Source organism: Pseudoalteromonas sp. 3J6 (assembly GCF_903995135.1).
GTDB lineage: Bacteria > Pseudomonadota > Gammaproteobacteria > Enterobacterales > Alteromonadaceae > Pseudoalteromonas.
In genome coordinates this window covers 2,609,202-2,627,438 of the sequence record NZ_LR877185.1, presented here as the reverse complement: position 1 = coordinate 2,627,438, position 18,237 = coordinate 2,609,202, and the positions used below count along the sequence as shown (strand labels likewise).

The window sequence follows — 18,237 nt, the reverse complement described above, 5'->3', positions numbered from 1 at the left end:
CTAATGACACCTCACTTCAATAACTATCTTTCGCTCATACCTGCCTGTTCGTTCAACACTTATTAAATGTCACTATCAAACAGGTATAAGCTACTAAAAATTATATATTAACCGAGCTGTTACACTACACCTTGTTCAATCATTGCATCGGCTACACGTCTAAATCCAGCGATGTTAGCGCCTAAAAGTAAGTTACCGGGTTGATCAAACTCTTTTGCAGTGTCGTTGGCTGTTGTGAATATATCTTTCATTATTTGTTTTAGCTTTTCATCTACTTGCTCAAATGTCCAGCTTTGCATACTGGCATTTTGTGCCATTTCTAATTGGCTGGTTGCCACCCCACCTGCATTTGCTGCTTTGCCAGGTCCATAAGCAATTTTTGATTCAATAAAGCAATCAATCGCTTCTTTGGTTGAAGGCATATTTGCTCCTTCACTGACTAAAGTACAGCCATTTTCAAGTAGTGCTTTTGCATCCGCTTGGGTTAATTCGTTTTGTGTAGCACAAGGAAAAGCCGCATCCGCACTGTAACGCCATACAGCATGACCATCCTGAGGGTACTCATCGCGAGGCGTATACTTTGCCTGAGAGTGAGTATCTAGGTAGTCACTCAGGCATCCTCGTGACTGTTCTTTTAATTGCTTAATAAGTTTTAAATCAATGCCACTCTCATCGTACAAAGTGCCTTTTGAGTCACTACAGGCAATAGGCGTGGCCCCTAATTGATATAATTTTTCCATAGCATAAATAGCCACATTGCCAGAGCCTGAAATTAAACAGCGTTTTCCTGATAGACTGTCATCACGATCTTCAAGCATATAGTTAGCAAAATACACTGCGCCATAACCCGTTGCTTCTTTGCGAGCAAGCGATCCGCCCCAAAGTAAACTTTTACCGGTTAGTATGCCTTCATAGCGCCCTGTTAAGCGTTTGTATTGGCCAAACATATAACCAATTTCTCTCGCCCCTACGCCAATATCCCCTGCAGGTACATCGGTTGTAGGACCAATATGACGATATAACTCGGTCATAAACGATTGGCAAAAGCGCATTATCTCGCCATCAGAGCGTCCTTTAGGATCAAAATTAGCGCCTCCTTTGCCACCACCTATAGGCAAACCAGTTAGTGCATTTTTAAAAATTTGTTCAAACCCTAAGAACTTTATAATGCTGGCATTCACACTTGGATGAAAACGTAAGCCGCCTTTATATGGCCCCAACGCCGAATTAAATTCGATACGGTAGCCTTTATTGACTTGAATATTGCCCTCGTCATCAACCCAAGGCACACGAAACATTAACTGGCGCTCTGGCTCTACCATTCTTTGAATAATTGCTTGTTGTTGGTAATCACTGGTTTGCGCAAATATTGGCTCTAGCGAGTCTAGCACTTCTTCTACAGCTTGATAAAACTCACATTGCGCAGGACTCGTCTGCTTTAATTGCGAAATAGTTTTGTGTATATAATCCATATTTACTCTTCCATGTAGGTATTTTTAAATTCGAAACAGGAAAAATGATCAATGTTATTATTTAGTGGAGAAATTGATTATGCGATCATTATATTTTTACACTTTAACATCATAGATAAACTGGATGCACGTGTTTGATGTTGAATTAAATTGTTGTTTCTTTTGTATAAAAAACCGTTAAAATAGAATTTATATGCTAAAAACACCAGTTTAAATGAATAACACGTTAAAAGTATTAAAAAAATAGTAAAACAAAATACGACTCTACGTTTTTACAAGAGCGACAACATAAAATGCTTTATAAGACTGAAGTTGTAGAAGGATAAGACTAATAATAGCGTAGATTTTAGTGAGTTAGTTTAAGAGGTTTAAATGGAGATTGCTAACCAACCTCCATAAAATGCATTAAGCTTTATCGCCATCTGGGCGAAAAGTACGCTGTACTCCGGTTAAAAATAGACGTAAAACTTGATCGTTACACACACGGTAATGTTTGTTTTCAACTTTACGTGAAAATGCACTGAGTTCATGCTTACTTAAATCAAAATCAACCAAGGCGAGTGTGGCAATTACGTCCTCTGCTTTCATATTTAAAGCAATACGTAATTTCATAAAAATAATATTATTGTTTAATTTAGTTTCTGGAATTGGCTGCTCACCGTCACGCTTACCGCGCTTGGTATTTATAAAGCCATTTAAAAATACCGCAAATTCGGTGTCACTTATTGGGGTGTAACCTTGCTCGCCCTCTTTAGTTAACCATGCAATCACCTGCTCTGTGCTGACGCTGTGCTCTGCAGCGGCGAACACGTCAACCATTGCTGAATCGGTTAAATCAAAGGTGTAGCGAATACGGCGTAAAATATCGTTATTTGTCAAAGTAAATCCCAGGTAAAATAAGTGCTCAGCAAACAAAAGCTGTTTAATAGCGGCGCAGTTTATCAGAGTTACACTAAGCGCCCTATTAAATACTGTGTTTAATTACCCAATACTTTTGCCGGATCAACACGTGTTGCTTGCCATGCTGGATACAGCGTCGCCAATATTGCAAGCACAAAGGTGGCAATAACAGTTAACACTATATCTTGCCAAACTAATTTACTCGGTAAGAATTCGATAAAATACACACCTTCTAGCGGATTTTCACCCAGCAATAAACTCAGCCAAGTAAAGAGCTCACTAATATTGATTGCTAGAATAACGCCAATAATAGAGCCTAAAACTACGCCAACAAATGCTTGAGTTAAGCCTTGCATTACAAAAGTAGCCAATATGGTACTGTCTTTGGCACCCATGGTTTTTAAAATGGCAATATTGCCTTCTTTTTCGCGCACTTCCATCACTAATGACGAAACAATGTTAAAACTGGCGACTGCAATAATTAAAAACACCACAATATAAACAATCGTGCGCACCATTTGAATGTCTTGATACAAGCTGCCTTGGGTTCTAAACCAACTCGATATGTACACGTAATCAGTAACAGTTTGCCCTACTCTCAACGCTATTTGGTGCGCTGCAAACACATCATCAACCCGTAAACGTAGACCGGTTACTTGGCTTTGATCGTAACCTAAGGTTTGTTGTGCTTTGCTAAGGTGAATAAACGCGGCACTGCTATCAATAGGCCCGCCCATTTCTATAATGCCTGCGAGTGTCAGTGTGACCCGTTTTGGCGCAAGTAATGATTGTCCTTTTTCACTAATTTGTGGGATCAATAAAGTGACATTGTCGCCTATTGATATATTAAGTTGAGTGACAATTTGCTTGCCTAAAATAACATCCTCAAGTGCTAGCTGACTGACTAATTTACCTTGTGTAAATTGGTTAACCGCTGATACGTCGCTCTCTAGCGAAGGCTCAACACCTCGTATTTCAACTGCTTTTAATTGGCTTTTAAATTGCGCCATACCATTTACTGCTATAAATGGGGCTGCTCCTGTTACTTGTGGTTGCTGTTTTAATTTTTCGACTTTGCTGGGCCAATCAGCAATCGGCCTGCTTGGTGCTACATATTCAACTTGTGGCACTACACTTAATAAACGATGAACCAATTGTTGTTCAAAACCATTGATCACCGATAACGCCACAATTAAAACGGCAACACCAAGTAAAATACCAATAGTAGATGCCTTAGCAATAAAACTAACAAACGCGTTTTTTTCATCTTTATGGCCTGAATAGGCTCTGAAACGTTTACTTATAAAGGCACTAAGCAACATGGTTTGACTCTTTTATTGATAATTTACCATCATCTAAATACGCTATTTTACCCAGCTTGTCGGCAAGCTCTAAATCATGAGTCACCACCACAAAACTGGTGTTTAAACTTTTATTTAGCTGATTAATTAAATCGTAAATTTTAATCGCGTTTTGCTTATCTAAATTACCCGTTGGCTCATCTGCAAGAACCAGTGCAGGCTCAGTCACTAAAGCACGCGCTATGGCAACACGTTGGCGTTCGCCACCAGAAAGTGCCGACGGTTTATGGCTACTTCTGTGCGCAAGGCCGACTTTATCGAGCATGTCGAGCGCTTTTACATTTGCTTCTTTGGCACTCAAGCCTTTTATTAACAGTGGCATAGCAACATTTTCAACCGCACTAAATTCCATTAATAAATGATGAAATTGATAAATAAACCCTAAGTTTTGATTTCTAAACGCGGCTTGTTGGCTGCGAGACAGTTTAGCCACATCTTGGTTTTTGATTTTTGCACTGCCAGAACTGGCGGTATCTAAGGTACCCAGAATATGCAATAAGGTACTTTTACCTGAACCTGAGCTACCTACTATAGCTAGCATTTCACCTTGGGTTAGGGCTAAATCAACCCCTTTTAATACCTCAACTTGGTTTTGCCCGTCTTGGTACACTTTACTTATTTGTTCACAACTAATCACTAAATCATTCATAACGTAATACCTCGGCTGGGTTTACTTTAGCGGCCTGGCGCGCGGGATATAAAGTCGCTAAAAAGCTCATTGCTAAGCTTAAAAGCGCAATCACACTTAAGCTAAGCACATCAAATTTGACCGGAAGTGAAATCCCCGATAATAAATTTAAGCCAACCAACGCCAGCAGTTCATTAATATATAAGCTAAATAAAATACCTAAAGAGGCACCTACTGCCGTACCAATCACACCGTTATATAAACCTTGAACCATAAATACAGTTTGTACTTGGCTTGGCGTTAGCCCCAGTGTTTGCAGTATCGCAACTTCGCTTTGTTTTTCACTCACCATCATGGTGAGCGCCGACACAATATTGAACACCGCCACCAGCACGATTAAGCCCAATAACATAGACATAATGCGTTTCTCCATCGCCACAGCGGCAAATAAAGTGCCTTGGCTACTGCGCCAATCGGTGTATTTAAAATTCTTCAGAATAAGTTGGCTGTCTTGAATAAATTCATCAAGTGCAAATGGCTCATGCAGTGACACACTTAAATTAGGGGGTGTAGAACTACTTTGCTTTAATACTCGTTGCAATGATACACCACTGGTAAATGCCAGTCCCATGTCAATTTCTGAACCAGTTTCGTAAATAGCAGCAATTTTGAATAAACGCTGGCTAGGGACACGACCAAGGGGTGTATAAGTTGACGCATTGGGCATAATAACGCGCAGTTTGTCGCCTAAACCAACGCCGAGTTTACGGCTTAAATAGCGGCTAATAGCAATGTGGTAATTATTATTTAATACGCTTTGCCAATTACCCTGCACTACTTTGTCTGTGATTTTATAAAGCGAGTCACTATTATCATAGAGCCCTTGCAGTAACACACCATGCAGGTCTTTATTGGTTTGCAGTATGGCTTCACCATGGCGGTATAAACTAACATGTTCAACATACGGTGATTGCTCAAGATCAGCTTTAAGAGTATTCATTTGCGCTTTAGAGTGTTGTTTTGCCTGCACTTCAACGTGTGGAATGAGCCCGAGCATATTCGTTTTCAGGCTGCTTTCAAAACCGTTCATGACACTACTTACTGTAAAGAGCGCCATTAAACCAATCGCTATACCTGCAATAGAAAAAAAAGAAATAAACGAAATAAACGCATTGCCTTTGGAAGAGCGACTATATCTAAGTCCGATAAACAGGCTAACAGGTTGAAACATATTAATTAAAACATTAATGCTAAAAGTGTGGCTTTATAGTAGCACGAACTCAGCGCAATTGAATATCACCATAAATGTAAGAAATAATTTATAAATCTTATACTTGGCTATATTATGAGCAAATCCATAAACCTAGCTAAACCTTCAACCCTGTTACTAAATAATCAAGTAATACCCGTACATTAGTAGCAACAAATTGCCGCGGAGGATAGAGCCCCCACACCCCCTCTTGCTGAGGTTGATAAGCTGTTAATATTGGTACTAACTGCCCTGTTTTTATCTCATTCTCTATGTAGTAATCCGGCAACTGAACAATACCCAACCCTTTTTTAGCGCCGTCAACCAGTGCCCAACCGCTATTGCAATGCAACCGCCCAGCTACTTTAATATGTTTGTCACGACCGTTTTCATTTACTCGCCAATAACTACTGTTACCAATTAAGCATTGATGCTGGTTAAGTTCACCTAACGTATGGGGTTCGCCAAAACGCGCTAAATAGCTTGGTGCAGCATACATAATAAATCGCCGAGAGCTCAAGCGTCGCGCTTTTAAACTCGAATCTTTTAAATGGCCTAATCGAATCGCTAAATCAAAGCCACCCTCCAGCAAGTTTTCTTGCTCGTTAGAGAGCGTTGCGATTACTTCTACCTCGGGGTGATCATGCATAAACGAATGCACTATCGGCATAATAAAACTTTCACCATACATAACCGGTGCGGTTAATTTAATTTTACCTTTAGGGGATGTTTGCACAGACGCGAGCCCCTGAGTGGCTTCATCCATGGCGTGTTGTAAATGTTTTACTTGGTGTAAAAACTGCTCACCTTCTTTGGTTAATACCACCTTTCGGGTCGTACGCGTTAAAAGTTGGGTATTTAACCGTTGTTCAAGCTTAGTAACATGGCGGCTAATATGGGCAACCGATAGACCCAACGCCTGTGCAGCTTGAGTGAAACTTCCCTCTTCGCCAACAGCAATAAACTCATCAATCCCTTCCCAACGCATTATTATTACCAAACTGTAAAAGTGTTTTATTAATTTAGAGATTATCATTGTTATAGAAATAAATACAATAGGCACATCACCCAAACAGTTTGGGTCTACAATTGATATTCAAACCACTACAAAGGATATACACATGTCTGAATTTATAAAATCAAAAGCAGCGATTGCCTGGGGCCCTAATCAGCCTTTAAGCGTTGAAGAAGTTGACGTGATGATGCCTAAAAAAGGCGAAGTGATGGTAAAAATTACTGCCACAGGTGTATGCCATACAGATGCTTTTACTTTATCAGGTGAAGATCCAGAAGGAATTTTCCCCGCTATTTTAGGCCATGAAGGTGCTGGGGTGGTTTACGCTGTGGGCGAAGGCGTTACAAGTGTAGAAGTTGGCGATCACGTTATTCCTCTATACACTGCAGAATGTGGTGAATGCAAAATGTGTACTTCAGGTAAAACCAACTTGTGCTCTGCTGTACGCGAAACACAAGGCAAAGGCTTAATGCCAGATGGCACAACCCGATTTTTCAAAGACGGCCAACCAATTTATCACTACATGGGGACGTCGACCTTTTCTGAGTACACAGTACTTCCTGAAATCTCACTAGCTAAAGTAAATAAAGAAGCCTCTTTAGAAGAAATTTGCTTATTGGGCTGTGGTGTCACTACCGGTATGGGCGCTGTAACAAATACGGCAAAAGTAACAACGGGCGATACGGTGGCAATTTTTGGTCTAGGTGGCATTGGTTTGTCGGCCATTATTGGCGCCAAAATGGCTGGTGCAAGCCGTATTATTGGTATTGATATTAACACCTCTAAGTTTGATCTTGCGACTAAACTCGGTGCTACCGACTTAATTAATCCAAAAGATTTCGACAAGCCAATTCAAGAAGTGATTGTAGAGATGACCGACGGCGGTGTTGACTACTCATTTGAATGTATTGGTAACGTTGATGTAATGCGCTCTGCCCTTGAGTGTTGTCATAAAGGCTGGGGAGAATCTGTAATTATTGGTGTAGCTGGTGCTGGCCAAGAAATTTCAACTCGCCCGTTCCAACTTGTTACTGGCCGTGTATGGCGTGGTAGCGCATTTGGAGGCGTTAAAGGTCGTTCTCAACTTCCTGAAATTGTTGAACGCTACATGGCGGGTGAATTCGCCCTTAATGATTTTATTACCCACACCATGAGCCTTGAAGAAATTAACGATGCATTTGATTTAATGCACGAAGGTAAGAGTATTCGTACTGTTATTCATTACTAATTTCTTTTAATCACCATTACCAGCCGTTGCTATTAAGTAACGGCTTTTAAGGATTGTTATGTTAGAAAATATCTCAACAGCAAAAGTGGCTGGTGGCTGGCATAAGCAGTATAGCCATACTTCCTCAAGCACCCATTGCAGCATGCGTTTTGCGGTATTTTTACCACCAGGCGCCAGTGAAAAAAATAAAGTACCAGTACTTTATTGGTTATCAGGATTAACCTGTACTGATGAAAACTTTATGCAAAAAGCAGGCGCGTTTAAAAAAGCGGCTGAGCTAGGCATTGCTATTGTCGCACCTGATACCAGTCCGCGTGGTGAAAACGTTCCTAACGAAGATAGCTACGATTTTGCCCAAGGTGCAGGGTTTTACGTCAATGCAACGCAGGCACCTTACAATACTCATTTTAATATGTACGACTATGTGGTGAAGGAGCTACCTGCATTAATAGAGCAACATTTTCCAGTAACAACTAAAAAAGCAATTTCTGGGCATTCTATGGGTGGCCACGGCGCATTAATGATTGCCCTTAAAAATCCTAAAGCTTATACCAGCGCTACAGCATTTAGCCCTATTGTAAACCCGATAGATTGTCCTTGGGGTGTTAAAGCCTTTACTGGCTACTTAGGTACTGATAAATCAGTCTGGGCAGAATATGATAGCTGCGAATTAATGCAACAAGCCAAACAAGCTGATTATTTACCTATGTTGGTTAGCCAAGGTGATGCAGATAACTTTTTAGATGAGCAACTTAAGCCACAAAAGTTAGTAACTGTAGCTACACAGAAAGGCTATCCGTTAACACTCGAAATGCAAGCTGGTTACGACCATAGTTACTATTTCATTAGTAGTTTTATAGACCAACACTTATTATTTCATCATCAGTTTTTAACTGCTTAGATTCATTACTGTGTAGAGTAGATTTATCTACTTCTACACATTCTTTTAAGACCTTAGTAACCTGCCTACATTTTCTAATCACACCGTCATCTCCTTTTACTAAACTAAATACTGCAGAGTCTATTTTTAAACCTAGCTCTGCAAAAGAAAATCCGTCCTTATCAACGGGAACTGGCTCAAATGGATTTTCATAAGGAGTAGACCGAGCTGGATTTTTCATCCGCTGATTTTCTTGTGCATTTGAGGCTGCTTGTCCATCCAACATAACGCCAAAAAATGTACAGCCATTAAGCATCAGCAGTAGTGATAAAAAAAATATTTTTTTCATGTTTAACCCTTTAGTAGCTTCAACTTTAACTATTTAGTTAATAGAGTAACTCCATTAAAAAAGTAAAACTGTAAAAATCTGTTAGTAAGTGAAAATTGTTTACAACATAATTTATACTAAAGTATTTTATTATCACTCTCGCAAAATGATATAATATAACATATAATTAAACTCGTTTTTTCATCCATACCAAAGCATATTTATGTCATTACCTTTATCTCAAAATCGTTTACACCATATAGACTTACTTCGGGGTCTTATCATTATATTTATGGTGATTGATCACGGCATGTATTATTGTCTAAATTATTCAGTGACCGATCCCATGACTATACCAGGAACAGATACGCTTACTTTTTTCACTCGTTTTATATCGCACTTTTGTGCGCCATTATTTGTATTTTTAGCGGGCCTTTCAGCTGCAATAACCGAGCATAAATACACTTCCACGCAAGCTTTTTCAAAAAGTTTAATTATACGTGGACTAGTGCTTATATTATTTGAATTTACTATTGTGTCATGGTCTTGGAGCTTTAATCCACTGTTTCCAATGTTATACGCTCAGGTTATTTGGGCGATAGGTTGGGGGTTTATTATTCTAGGGCTTTTACGCTTAATCGGTCTGTATGCAATTTTTGCCATGGGCTTAATTTTAGTATTTGGCCACAACTTATTTGATGCCGTCAACTTTGCGCCAAATACAATCGCAAACACGATATGGTCTGTTTTACATCAAAAAAATGTACTCGAACTTCCTTTTAACTTTAAAATTAGAACCACCTACCCCGTAGCTCCTATTGTTGGGTTAATGGCGTTAGCCTATTGTGCAGGTGTTTATTACAAAGCCAAGCAATACAGTAACCGAGTTATGGGTTATTGCTTAACTTTGGGTGTAAGCTGCCTAGTTTTATACACGCTTTTGCGTGGCTTTAATCTTTATGGTGACGCGTCAATATTTACGATTAGTGACTCTTATTTACTCACTATAATGTCATTTTTAAACCCGACCAAATACCCACTTTCCCTGCAGTTTATGTTGTTAACCGTTGGTATAGGCCTAATTATGCTTAAACTATTGAGCAAGCTAAAAAGTGATTTTTCGCCAAAGTTTTTACAAGTATTGGGCAAAACCAGTATGTTCTCGTACTTAGCCCACTTGTATTTACTGCATGCAATAAGTTGGTTACTCATCCCTGTTTTAGGCTTTAGTTTTTCTGATATGACTTATGGCGAAACACTGGTGGGTTTACCAATTGGATACGGTATGAGCTATGTTGCAACACTGCTATTTATTGCAGTCGTAATTGGCTTAACAGCCGTTCTTGCCAATTATTATTTAGCATGGAAGCAAAAAAATAAACACAGTTTAATTGCTAAGTATATTTGAACAAACATTAAAAAAGGCGCTATAAAAGCGCCTTGCTAACAAGTATGTGTGCTTAGAACATATCTTGATAGGAATTTGTTGTACTAAATGTAATTGCTTTTTCAAAGCCTGGCAGTGTAATGCTGTGCTCATCTAAAACAATCTCATTTTCATCAATCAAGCCATCACCAAAACGGTAAATTAGCGAGTATTGACCTAAATCGGCTTGCGTTTGGTAAGTATGCTGTGCATCTTTTACTTGGCTATGTTTTTCAACATAGCTGTTCATCAGTGCATCACCATGGCGTTTAGCAAGCATTTGCATGGTTACTTTTGCGCTCAGCACAGTCGCTGTTGCATTATTTCCACCAAAGCCTTTTGAGTTAATAAACGCAATATCCATATCACCACAATCGTAGTGGCTATTACGAATATCTAAATGTTCACTGTAAACATCGTCGGCTACTTTATCAATGGTGGTAATACCCGGCATAATATTATGACTAAATACACCTAACGCGATCGCAAGCTGATCGCCACTAGCAGGCGCAATAGTATGGCCTACATAAGCTTTAGGCGCAGTCACTTTCCAGTTATCAATAGCAAATGTTTGCGCTACTTTATGATAAATTAAAGATTCAGTAACACGATTTTGTGGCGTACTTGAGCCGTGCGCTAAAATAAAGCTACGTTGTTGCAGTGCCTCTTTACCTAACAAGCTAGTAGCAAGTGCTGCTGATTTCGCCATGGTGATGTAGTTGCCAGGCCCTGGTGAGGTAATTGACTTTTTAACTCCATCGGCATTCACAAATACATCCGGCACACTGCCCATAATATCTGCACCGAGTTCCAGAGCCAGTGCATCATCCATTAATATAGCAACCTGAGCCCCCTCACCTAAGGTAAAACCGCAGTTCTCACCAAATGGACGACTACTTTTACGGTAATCAGGCTCGTCATCAATGGCTAAATTATCTAAACGGCGCAAACCTTCAATATTAGCCAGCGCACTCATATTACCAAAACCTTCAACCACTTCTGGAGTAATCGCACATTCAACACTGGCAACCACTGCAACACGGGTCCGCCCAGCTTGAATATCGTTAACGGCAGCGCGCAAGTTATATAAAAATGTGGCACATGCGCCTGAAGTTGAAAAAGTTGTCCCTACATTGCCGGTAACATAGGCGTTGATAAAATCGGTCGTCATTGTATTTAAACCCAGCGCTAATTGCTTAGTACTAACACGATCGCCCTGCTGGCGTGCTTTAACTAAACCACCTAAGCCTTTATCATCCATTTGACCAATAACCGAGGCTGAGTAGGTGCCAATTTTGTCAGGCTCTACGCTATTCATAATATGTTGCCAATCAAGCCCTGTTGATTTTATTGCATCGGTGGCAGCAAATATGGTCGCTTGTAAACCGCGCGGCTGGTAGCGGCTGTTATACATAATGGCAGGATCAAACCCTGTTGGAAATTGCCCAGCCGACTTAATCTGGTTATCACGGGTTGAGTCATGTTTTACATCTAGCTCAGCAGCAATCGTGACTTTTACTTTTTTATTATCAAGGTCATCTATTTGCCAGTTGCTTGGTAAAGGCGATGGTAAGTCACGACGACGTGTTTCAAATACAATTGCACTATCATCTGAAGCCGTTAAAGTCATTTTTTGCTGCCAAGGTGTGGCATCAACATCAAAATGTTCTTTTTCAATTTTTCGAATTAATGTACCAGCAATAATTTGCTCACCAAAGCGTGCTTCAATGTCGCTTTGCTCAACATGATTACCTTGGCTGTCTTCAAGTTGGCCGTTTACTGTAGTCACCAAGTTCATTAATGTGGCAAGGCCTAAAAACGTTTCTTGGCGAGCTTGCGCCGCTAAGCTATCTAACACGATACGACGATAACCTTGATGAAAAGAAGTACGGCCAGCGGCATTAATGCCTCCCATGCCTACAATAACGGGTAATGCAGTCATAATTTACCTTTAAAATGCGTGTTATTAGAATATGACATTAGTTTAATTGGATTATAGAGATGTCTTTGTGCTTTAATAGCCAAATAAGCGGCACAAAAGGCCAAAAACAACTGGTCGGAGCATTCACAATGAGCAACAACCCATTAACTCCCCCCATAAATATTGGTATTGCAGTGTTTGAACACTTGCTGGTAACCAGTCTGACACTACCGATTGAAATGCTACGTGCGGGTGAGGCTTTTGCTAAAGGCCATAGTGATAAAAACAGCTTTAAACCTCTGGCTATTCATTTAGTGGCTAAAAATAGTGATGCCATTAAGACGCGAACTGGACTGTCAATTATTCCAGATTGTACAAGTGAAAACTCTCCTTATTGCGATTTAGTGATAGTGCCAGGCATTTGGCGTAACCCTCGCCCTGTGATACGCGCTAATCAACAATTAGTCACTTGGCTGATCGAGAGCTTTACCGTAGGAAGTCATATAATTGGAGTAGGCACAGGTAATTGTTTTGTTGCAGAGGCTAGTTTACTTGACGGGCACCCCGCTACTACCCATTGGCATTATGCTAAGCAGTTTAAGCATGACTACCCTAATGTAAGTTTGAAACCTGATTTTTTTATCACCCAGTCAGAACGTATGTATACCGTAGCCAGTTTAAATGCACTTGCTGATGTTATCGTACATATTATTAGTCAATATTACGGTAAAGAAGCGGCGCAACATGTGGAGCGCAACTTTTCCCATGAAATTCGTAAACCCTATGAAGATCAACGTTACTTAGAGGGAGCAGTAGATAGACACCCAGATGAGCTGATTGCACAAATACAGTTTTGGTTAAAAACCAATCTAGCCAGTGAGCTCAACTTACAGGAGGTTGCGGCTCAATTTAGTTTAAGTTATCGCACCTTTACCCGTCGCTTCAGAAGTGCCACAAACCAAAGTCCAATCGAATATTGGCAACAATTACGAGTAGAAGGCGCCAAAGATTTATTGGCATCTTCTAATTTATCGATTCAGGAAGTTGCTTTAGAGGTTGGCTATAATGACCAAGGGCATTTAACCCGAGTATTTAAAAAAGTATTACGCCAAACACCCAGCGAATACCGTAAAGTCGTGCGGCGAAAATTATTTGGTTAAGTTTTAACTAAACCGTGTTCACTTTTGATGGTTAGCAAAGATTGATATAGCCTTGATTAGATCTTTTTATATATATAAATTATAGTATTACTCACTAAGCTAATTTGAATTCAAATAGAGAAATAGCCGATGGATAAATCTAGCAAGCTGCTTGTCGATCAACACAATAACGTATCCATTGAAGCTAAGCTAGCTAACTTACTTGCGTTAGTTCGTAAACATTTAGATATGGATGTTGCTTTTATATCTGAATTTATTAACGATGAGCGGGTTTTTAAAGTGGTCGATAATCCCTCTGAAAACCAAATTGTTAAAGTGGGTAATGCCGATCCGATTGATGAAACGTATTGTCAAAAAATCACCGATGACAAGCTTAGCCCTATTATTACTAATACCAACGCAAACCCAATAACCAAGGCTATGCCGGTGACCAAAAAGTTAGGTATAGGCTCTTATATAGGTGTACCTATCAACCTGTCAAACGGTAAATTATACGGTACTTTTTGTTGTTATAAATCACACCATGATGAGAGCTTGAACGATCGCGATTTATCGTTTTTAAATCTTATTTCGGAAATAGCGACAGGCTTAATTGAAATAAATTTATCCAAACGTGTATCGCGCAATCACACTAAATCAGTAATTCAGCAAATTATTACCGATAATGATATAAATATTTACTATCAACCTATTTTCAGTTTAAAAAATAATAAAGTTGCGGGTTTTGAATCACTTGCTCGATTTTTTACTACACCTTATAAAACTCCTGATGTATGGTTTAAAGAAGCAAAAAAGGTTGGCTTAAATGAAGCTTTAGAAATGCTAGCCATTAAAAATGCAGTCACCAACATAGCCAAATTTAATAATTCAACTTACATTGCTATTAATTGCTCACCATCGCATATCCTAAGCGGTGCACTTGAAAATACATTACAAAACATTGACTGCACTAGGCTAGTATTAGAAATTACTGAGCATTCACCAATTTCCGACTACGAAAAAATGCGGACAGCACTTACCCCACTCAGAAAAAGAGGGCTTCGCTTAGCTATTGATGATGTAGGCGCAGGCTTTTCATCATTTCAGCACATACTAGAGCTTGAAGCCGATATTATTAAATTAGATATTAGCCTCACACAAAATATAAACACTGACAAACGTAAATTTTTGCTAGCAAAAGCGCTGTGTGGGTTTGCAAAAGCAATCGACTGCACTATTGTTGCCGAAGGAATTGAAACCGAACAAGAGTTCAACTCGTTAAGAAAGCTCAATGTAGACAGTGTACAAGGCTATTTTATTGGCCGGCCTGCAGCAATTAACGATGCACTTAGCGCAATAAACGCAACATTGTCCGCATGAAAAACGCCACTATTTAGTGGCGTTCGCTATCTATACTGTCTTTTCGATAATAACGTTTGTGATAACTTTTTACTTTAGCATGTACACCTTTGCTGAGGCTTTTAAACTTAGCTTCGAGTACATCAACACCATATAAAATACCAACCACCAATACAGAAAGCTTAATTGCTGCACCTAAGTTTTCGGTTGCGATCATCACCCCAATAGACGCAAGCACCCAAATAGTAGCCGCGGAGGTAACCCCTACCACGGCACCATCCTTTGCCAGCATAACGCCTGCGCCTAAAAACCCAATACCCGTGATTATTTGCCCCACTACACGAGAATGATCAATCACATCCCCTTGTAAATTAAACGCCGTAGATAAAAACAAATATGTGCCTAATGTTATTAATGCTGATGTGCGAATACCCACAGGTTTACCGCGCAATTGACGCTCTATACCAATAATAGCGCCACAAAAAGCGGCGGTGCCAATAGCTGCCCATGAGTATGGCGCTACATCGATAAAATCTAAAAATGTCACTTAATATCCTAATCTATTTTACTTTTCCAATAGCAACTGCCGTTCTGAGCCTTTGGCTACCAAATGCCGACATTTTGCTAAAGTCGCTGCGTGCAATTGGTACATACTGACAATCTATTGCTAGCTGGTTATCTTTTCCAGGCTCGCAAAATGGGTCATGTACGTAAACACAATGTGCATCTAAATGGGTTACACACACCCAGTGCGGTGATTTTTTACCATCAAACCGATACGTACTAATTAACAGCAACACACTAAACCCCTGACTCAACCAGTTTTCTATGTCAGTTAATTCAACATCTTTTTGTGTAACTGAAATATTTGCCGCTGCAATACCCTCAACAAACTGTTGATGAACCGTGGCCAATACTGATTTTTTGTTATCACTGCGAACCCCATCTAAAAATAATGGTTCAGATGTATTAACAATTACCTCACTTGTAAAACCGCGTTTATTTGCAGCCAGTGCCAAGCCAAATGGGTGACAACCGCCATGCCCAGAGGTCATAAAAATCGTGGTGCCTTCACGCCACAAAGCTAATTCATGTGACTGACTCAGCTCTGTGTTTGAGTCAAGAGCTGCCATTGCCATTAATAACGCAGCAGGTCCACAGGTAAACTCGGTGGTTTGTTGATACCATGGCGTTAAACGATCAACCTGCAATTCACTGGTTTGGCGTATATTTTTTTGCATCCGTAAGGCATCACTGTGATCGTCATAATAATCACTGTATTGACCAAATACGCGATACCCCACACTTTTATAAAGCCCAATTGCGCTGTCGTTATTTACTGCAACCTCTAGGCGCAAATAAATACGTCCACGATCACTGGTCGCTTTTTCAAGCGCATTGAGTAATTTTTTAGCTATGCCTTTACCTTGCATCGTTGGTAATACGGCCAGCGAGTACAAACGTGCTAAACGCGTGCCTTTATGGCACCACACTAAGCCATAGCCACATAATTGCGCATTTTGCTCAGCAACTAATAAAATCCCATGTTTAGCCCCAAGCCAGCGCTTTAAACTACGCGCACTTAGCTTATCGTTACTAAAGCAAGTATTTTCAAGCGCCACCAATGCTTTTAAGTCAGCGGTTATTGCAGGGCGAATAACTAGCTTGGTCGCCTCTGCCACTATTACTTTTTCAACCAGAGCAATAGGCATTAGCCGCGGCCTCGTGCTTCTAAACGCTGTTTAAACTCATCCATAATGATCATGTATAGCTCGTCACCTAAATAGCCGTCTTCTACTTTGTGATCAATACTTGGATTGTCATTTACTTCCAATACATACGCACGACCTTGGTGCTCTTTAACATCTACACCGTATAACCCTTTACCGACTGTTTTACAGGCCTTTAAAGCTGCATCCAATACTACTTTTGGTAACTCAAAGGTTGGTAACGTTTCAAAGCCACCGGAAAAAAACCGTTTTGCATCATGGTTGTATATTTGCCAATGATTACGCGCCATTAAATAACGACATGCATAAATGGCGCGGCCATTAAGTACACCTACTCGCCAATCGTATTCGGTGTACATGTATTCTTGTGCCAATACCAATGCGCTATATTCAAACAGCTCGGTTAATTTAGCTTCAAGCTCACCGCGGTTTGCAACTTTAAACACCCCTTTTGAGAACGACCCTTCAGGCATTTTTAAAACCAGCGGATAGGTAAAAGCCTCTTCTAATTGCTCAAGCATTTGCACTGATTGATCAGCCACTACCACCGTTTTTAAACTTGGCACCTTTTGGTAATTAAACGCATCGTGTAAATACACTTTATTACAACAACGTAAAATAGATTCAGCATCGTCAATGACCACTAAGCCAAGACTTTGCGCTTTACTTGCAAGGCGGTAGGTTGGATGGTCAATTGCTGTAGTTTGGCGAATAAATAACGCATCAAACTGGGCAATATTGTCTATTTCATCAAAGCTGAGTGCTTTTGCGTTAATACTATGTTTCGCTGCTGCTTTTATAAAACGGGCTATTGCATCTCTATCACTTGGCGGTACTTTTTCGTTATGATCAACCAATATCGCCATATCCCAACGAAAACGGCGCTCTACTTTACCAATACGCCATTGCGTTTGGGTAAACTCATTGAGCCTTTCAATAAACGCAGTATATTGCTGCTCACTTAATGAGGTTAAAGAGCCTTGTTGCAATAAACCTTGCTGATCGACAAATAAAATAGGCGCTGGGTATTGTTTAAATACCGATTTAGCCGCTTTACTTTGCAATTCATTTAGAGCATTACCAAAATAAACTGCACCATCAATTTGCCCAGTATTTAAAGTAGGTGCTTGGCCGCTTCTAAGCGCGTTTATTGTTTTAACGCTTGGTAATACTTGGTGTTTGCGGGCTTCTGCAAGCAATGAACAATAATAGCCCTTACTCAAGTATTGGCTTGAGTCGCATAAATTAATAATGCGGGTTTTAGGTTCGTTGCGTTTTGGGTAGTCACGTAAGTAGGTGTTAAACGTAATGACATTTTCAAATGAAAGAGCAAGTGCTTGCTCGTTGTTATCAACCACTATTAAGGTTTTAAACACGACTTTTCCTAGTTAAGTCAAAATATAAAAATCCCTGGCTAGTTAGCTCAGGTAGTTAAACAGCAAATAGAAACACCCATCGCACTAAGTGCAGCAAATAGCAAATCACTTAATACGATAGGTGCTTTAACGAATATCTACTATAAACGTTAGCGCTTAAATTGCTTAAGCGACATGTGATTTATAAGCCCTTTTTTACATACACACAAACGAGATATTTTTAGC

General features: G+C 39.9%; 16 protein-coding genes. 5 read left to right on the top strand and 11 right to left on the bottom strand.

The window, feature by feature from the left end:
- Positions 1-119 precede the first annotated feature (119 nt).
- The 6 genes from gdhA to P3J6_RS11765 all read right to left on the bottom strand — a co-directional run bounded on the left by gdhA (position 120) and on the right by P3J6_RS11765 (position 6,601).
- Positions 120-1,472 (bottom strand): NADP-specific glutamate dehydrogenase, encoded by a 1,353-nt coding sequence (gene gdhA, locus P3J6_RS11790; RefSeq protein ID WP_198523112.1) that lies wholly within the window; start codon positions 1,470-1,472, stop codon positions 120-122.
- A 405-nt stretch (positions 1,473-1,877) separates the two neighbouring features.
- Entirely contained in the window at positions 1,878-2,351 is a 474-nt protein-coding gene (locus tag P3J6_RS11785; RefSeq protein WP_198523111.1) for a DUF1456 family protein, read from the bottom strand.
- A 98-nt stretch (positions 2,352-2,449) separates the two neighbouring features.
- On the bottom strand, positions 2,450-3,694 hold the full coding sequence (locus P3J6_RS11780) for a lipoprotein-releasing ABC transporter permease subunit (RefSeq protein WP_076920259.1): 1,245 nt from the start codon (positions 3,692-3,694) through the stop codon (positions 2,450-2,452).
- Entirely contained in the window at positions 3,684-4,382 is a 699-nt protein-coding gene (lolD, locus tag P3J6_RS11775) for a lipoprotein-releasing ABC transporter ATP-binding protein LolD (RefSeq protein WP_010389881.1), read from the bottom strand. Before lolD ends, P3J6_RS11780 begins: the two co-directional genes overlap by 11 nt.
- A complete protein-coding gene (locus tag P3J6_RS11770) occupies positions 4,375-5,592 on the bottom strand; it encodes a lipoprotein-releasing ABC transporter permease subunit (RefSeq protein ID WP_198523110.1) in 1,218 nt (405 codons plus the stop codon). The genes lolD and P3J6_RS11770 overlap by 8 nt, the downstream gene beginning before the upstream one ends.
- A 136-nt stretch (positions 5,593-5,728) precedes the next feature.
- Positions 5,729-6,601: a LysR family transcriptional regulator gene (locus P3J6_RS11765; RefSeq protein WP_198523802.1), complete on the bottom strand. Its 873-nt coding sequence runs from the start codon at positions 6,599-6,601 to the stop codon at positions 5,729-5,731.
- A gap of 130 nt (positions 6,602-6,731) precedes the next feature.
- Here P3J6_RS11765 and P3J6_RS11760 point away from each other — a divergent pair, with 130 nt between their 5' ends.
- Positions 6,732-7,853, top strand: coding sequence for an S-(hydroxymethyl)glutathione dehydrogenase/class III alcohol dehydrogenase (locus tag P3J6_RS11760; RefSeq protein WP_138608554.1), 1,122 nt, complete (start codon positions 6,732-6,734; stop codon positions 7,851-7,853).
- A 58-nt stretch (positions 7,854-7,911) separates the two neighbouring features.
- Positions 7,912-8,754, top strand: coding sequence for an S-formylglutathione hydrolase (gene fghA / locus P3J6_RS11755; protein WP_054200850.1), 843 nt, complete (start codon positions 7,912-7,914; stop codon positions 8,752-8,754).
- Here the strand turns inward: fghA and P3J6_RS11750 are convergent.
- Positions 8,708-9,082, bottom strand: a complete 375-nt coding sequence (locus P3J6_RS11750; RefSeq protein ID WP_010389876.1) for a hypothetical protein — start codon at positions 9,080-9,082, stop codon at positions 8,708-8,710. The two genes, fghA and P3J6_RS11750, sit on opposite strands and share 47 nt — an antisense overlap.
- 202 nt (positions 9,083-9,284) lie before the next feature.
- Here P3J6_RS11750 and P3J6_RS11745 point away from each other — a divergent pair, with 202 nt between their 5' ends.
- Positions 9,285-10,469: a DUF1624 domain-containing protein gene (locus P3J6_RS11745; protein WP_198523109.1), complete on the top strand. Its 1,185-nt coding sequence runs from the start codon at positions 9,285-9,287 to the stop codon at positions 10,467-10,469.
- A gap of 52 nt (positions 10,470-10,521) precedes the next feature.
- On the opposite strand, the gene P3J6_RS11740 is transcribed toward P3J6_RS11745, so the two are convergent.
- The gene (locus P3J6_RS11740) at positions 10,522-12,429 is read right to left on the bottom strand and encodes a beta-ketoacyl synthase (RefSeq protein ID WP_198523108.1); all 1,908 of its coding nucleotides are present in this window, start codon (positions 12,427-12,429) and stop codon (positions 10,522-10,524) included.
- Positions 12,430-12,557: 128 nt separating this feature from the next.
- Here P3J6_RS11740 and P3J6_RS11735 point away from each other — a divergent pair, with 128 nt between their 5' ends.
- Together P3J6_RS11735 and P3J6_RS11730 are read left to right on the top strand one after the other, a co-directional pair.
- Positions 12,558-13,568 carry a GlxA family transcriptional regulator gene (locus tag P3J6_RS11735; RefSeq protein ID WP_198523107.1) on the top strand — a complete coding sequence of 337 codons (1,011 nt, stop codon included), beginning with the start codon at positions 12,558-12,560 and terminating at the stop codon, positions 13,566-13,568.
- Between the two features lie 129 nt (positions 13,569-13,697).
- Positions 13,698-14,927 carry a sensor domain-containing phosphodiesterase gene (locus tag P3J6_RS11730; RefSeq protein WP_198523106.1) on the top strand — a complete coding sequence of 410 codons (1,230 nt, stop codon included), beginning with the start codon at positions 13,698-13,700 and terminating at the stop codon, positions 14,925-14,927.
- Between the two features lie 13 nt (positions 14,928-14,940).
- On the opposite strand, the gene P3J6_RS11725 is transcribed toward P3J6_RS11730, so the two are convergent.
- From P3J6_RS11725 to P3J6_RS11715, 3 genes are read right to left on the bottom strand one after another with little or no spacing between them, the layout of a single operon-like run.
- Positions 14,941-15,453, bottom strand: a complete 513-nt coding sequence (locus P3J6_RS11725) for an MgtC/SapB family protein (RefSeq protein WP_198523105.1) — start codon at positions 15,451-15,453, stop codon at positions 14,941-14,943.
- A gap of 13 nt (positions 15,454-15,466) precedes the next feature.
- Positions 15,467-16,618, bottom strand: coding sequence for a GNAT family N-acetyltransferase/peptidase C39 family protein (locus tag P3J6_RS11720; RefSeq protein WP_198523104.1), 1,152 nt, complete (start codon positions 16,616-16,618; stop codon positions 15,467-15,469).
- The gene (locus tag P3J6_RS11715) at positions 16,618-18,012 is read right to left on the bottom strand and encodes a RimK family protein (protein ID WP_198523103.1); all 1,395 of its coding nucleotides are present in this window, start codon (positions 18,010-18,012) and stop codon (positions 16,618-16,620) included. Before P3J6_RS11715 ends, P3J6_RS11720 begins: the two co-directional genes overlap by 1 nt.
- Between the last annotated feature and the right edge of the window lie 225 nt (positions 18,013-18,237).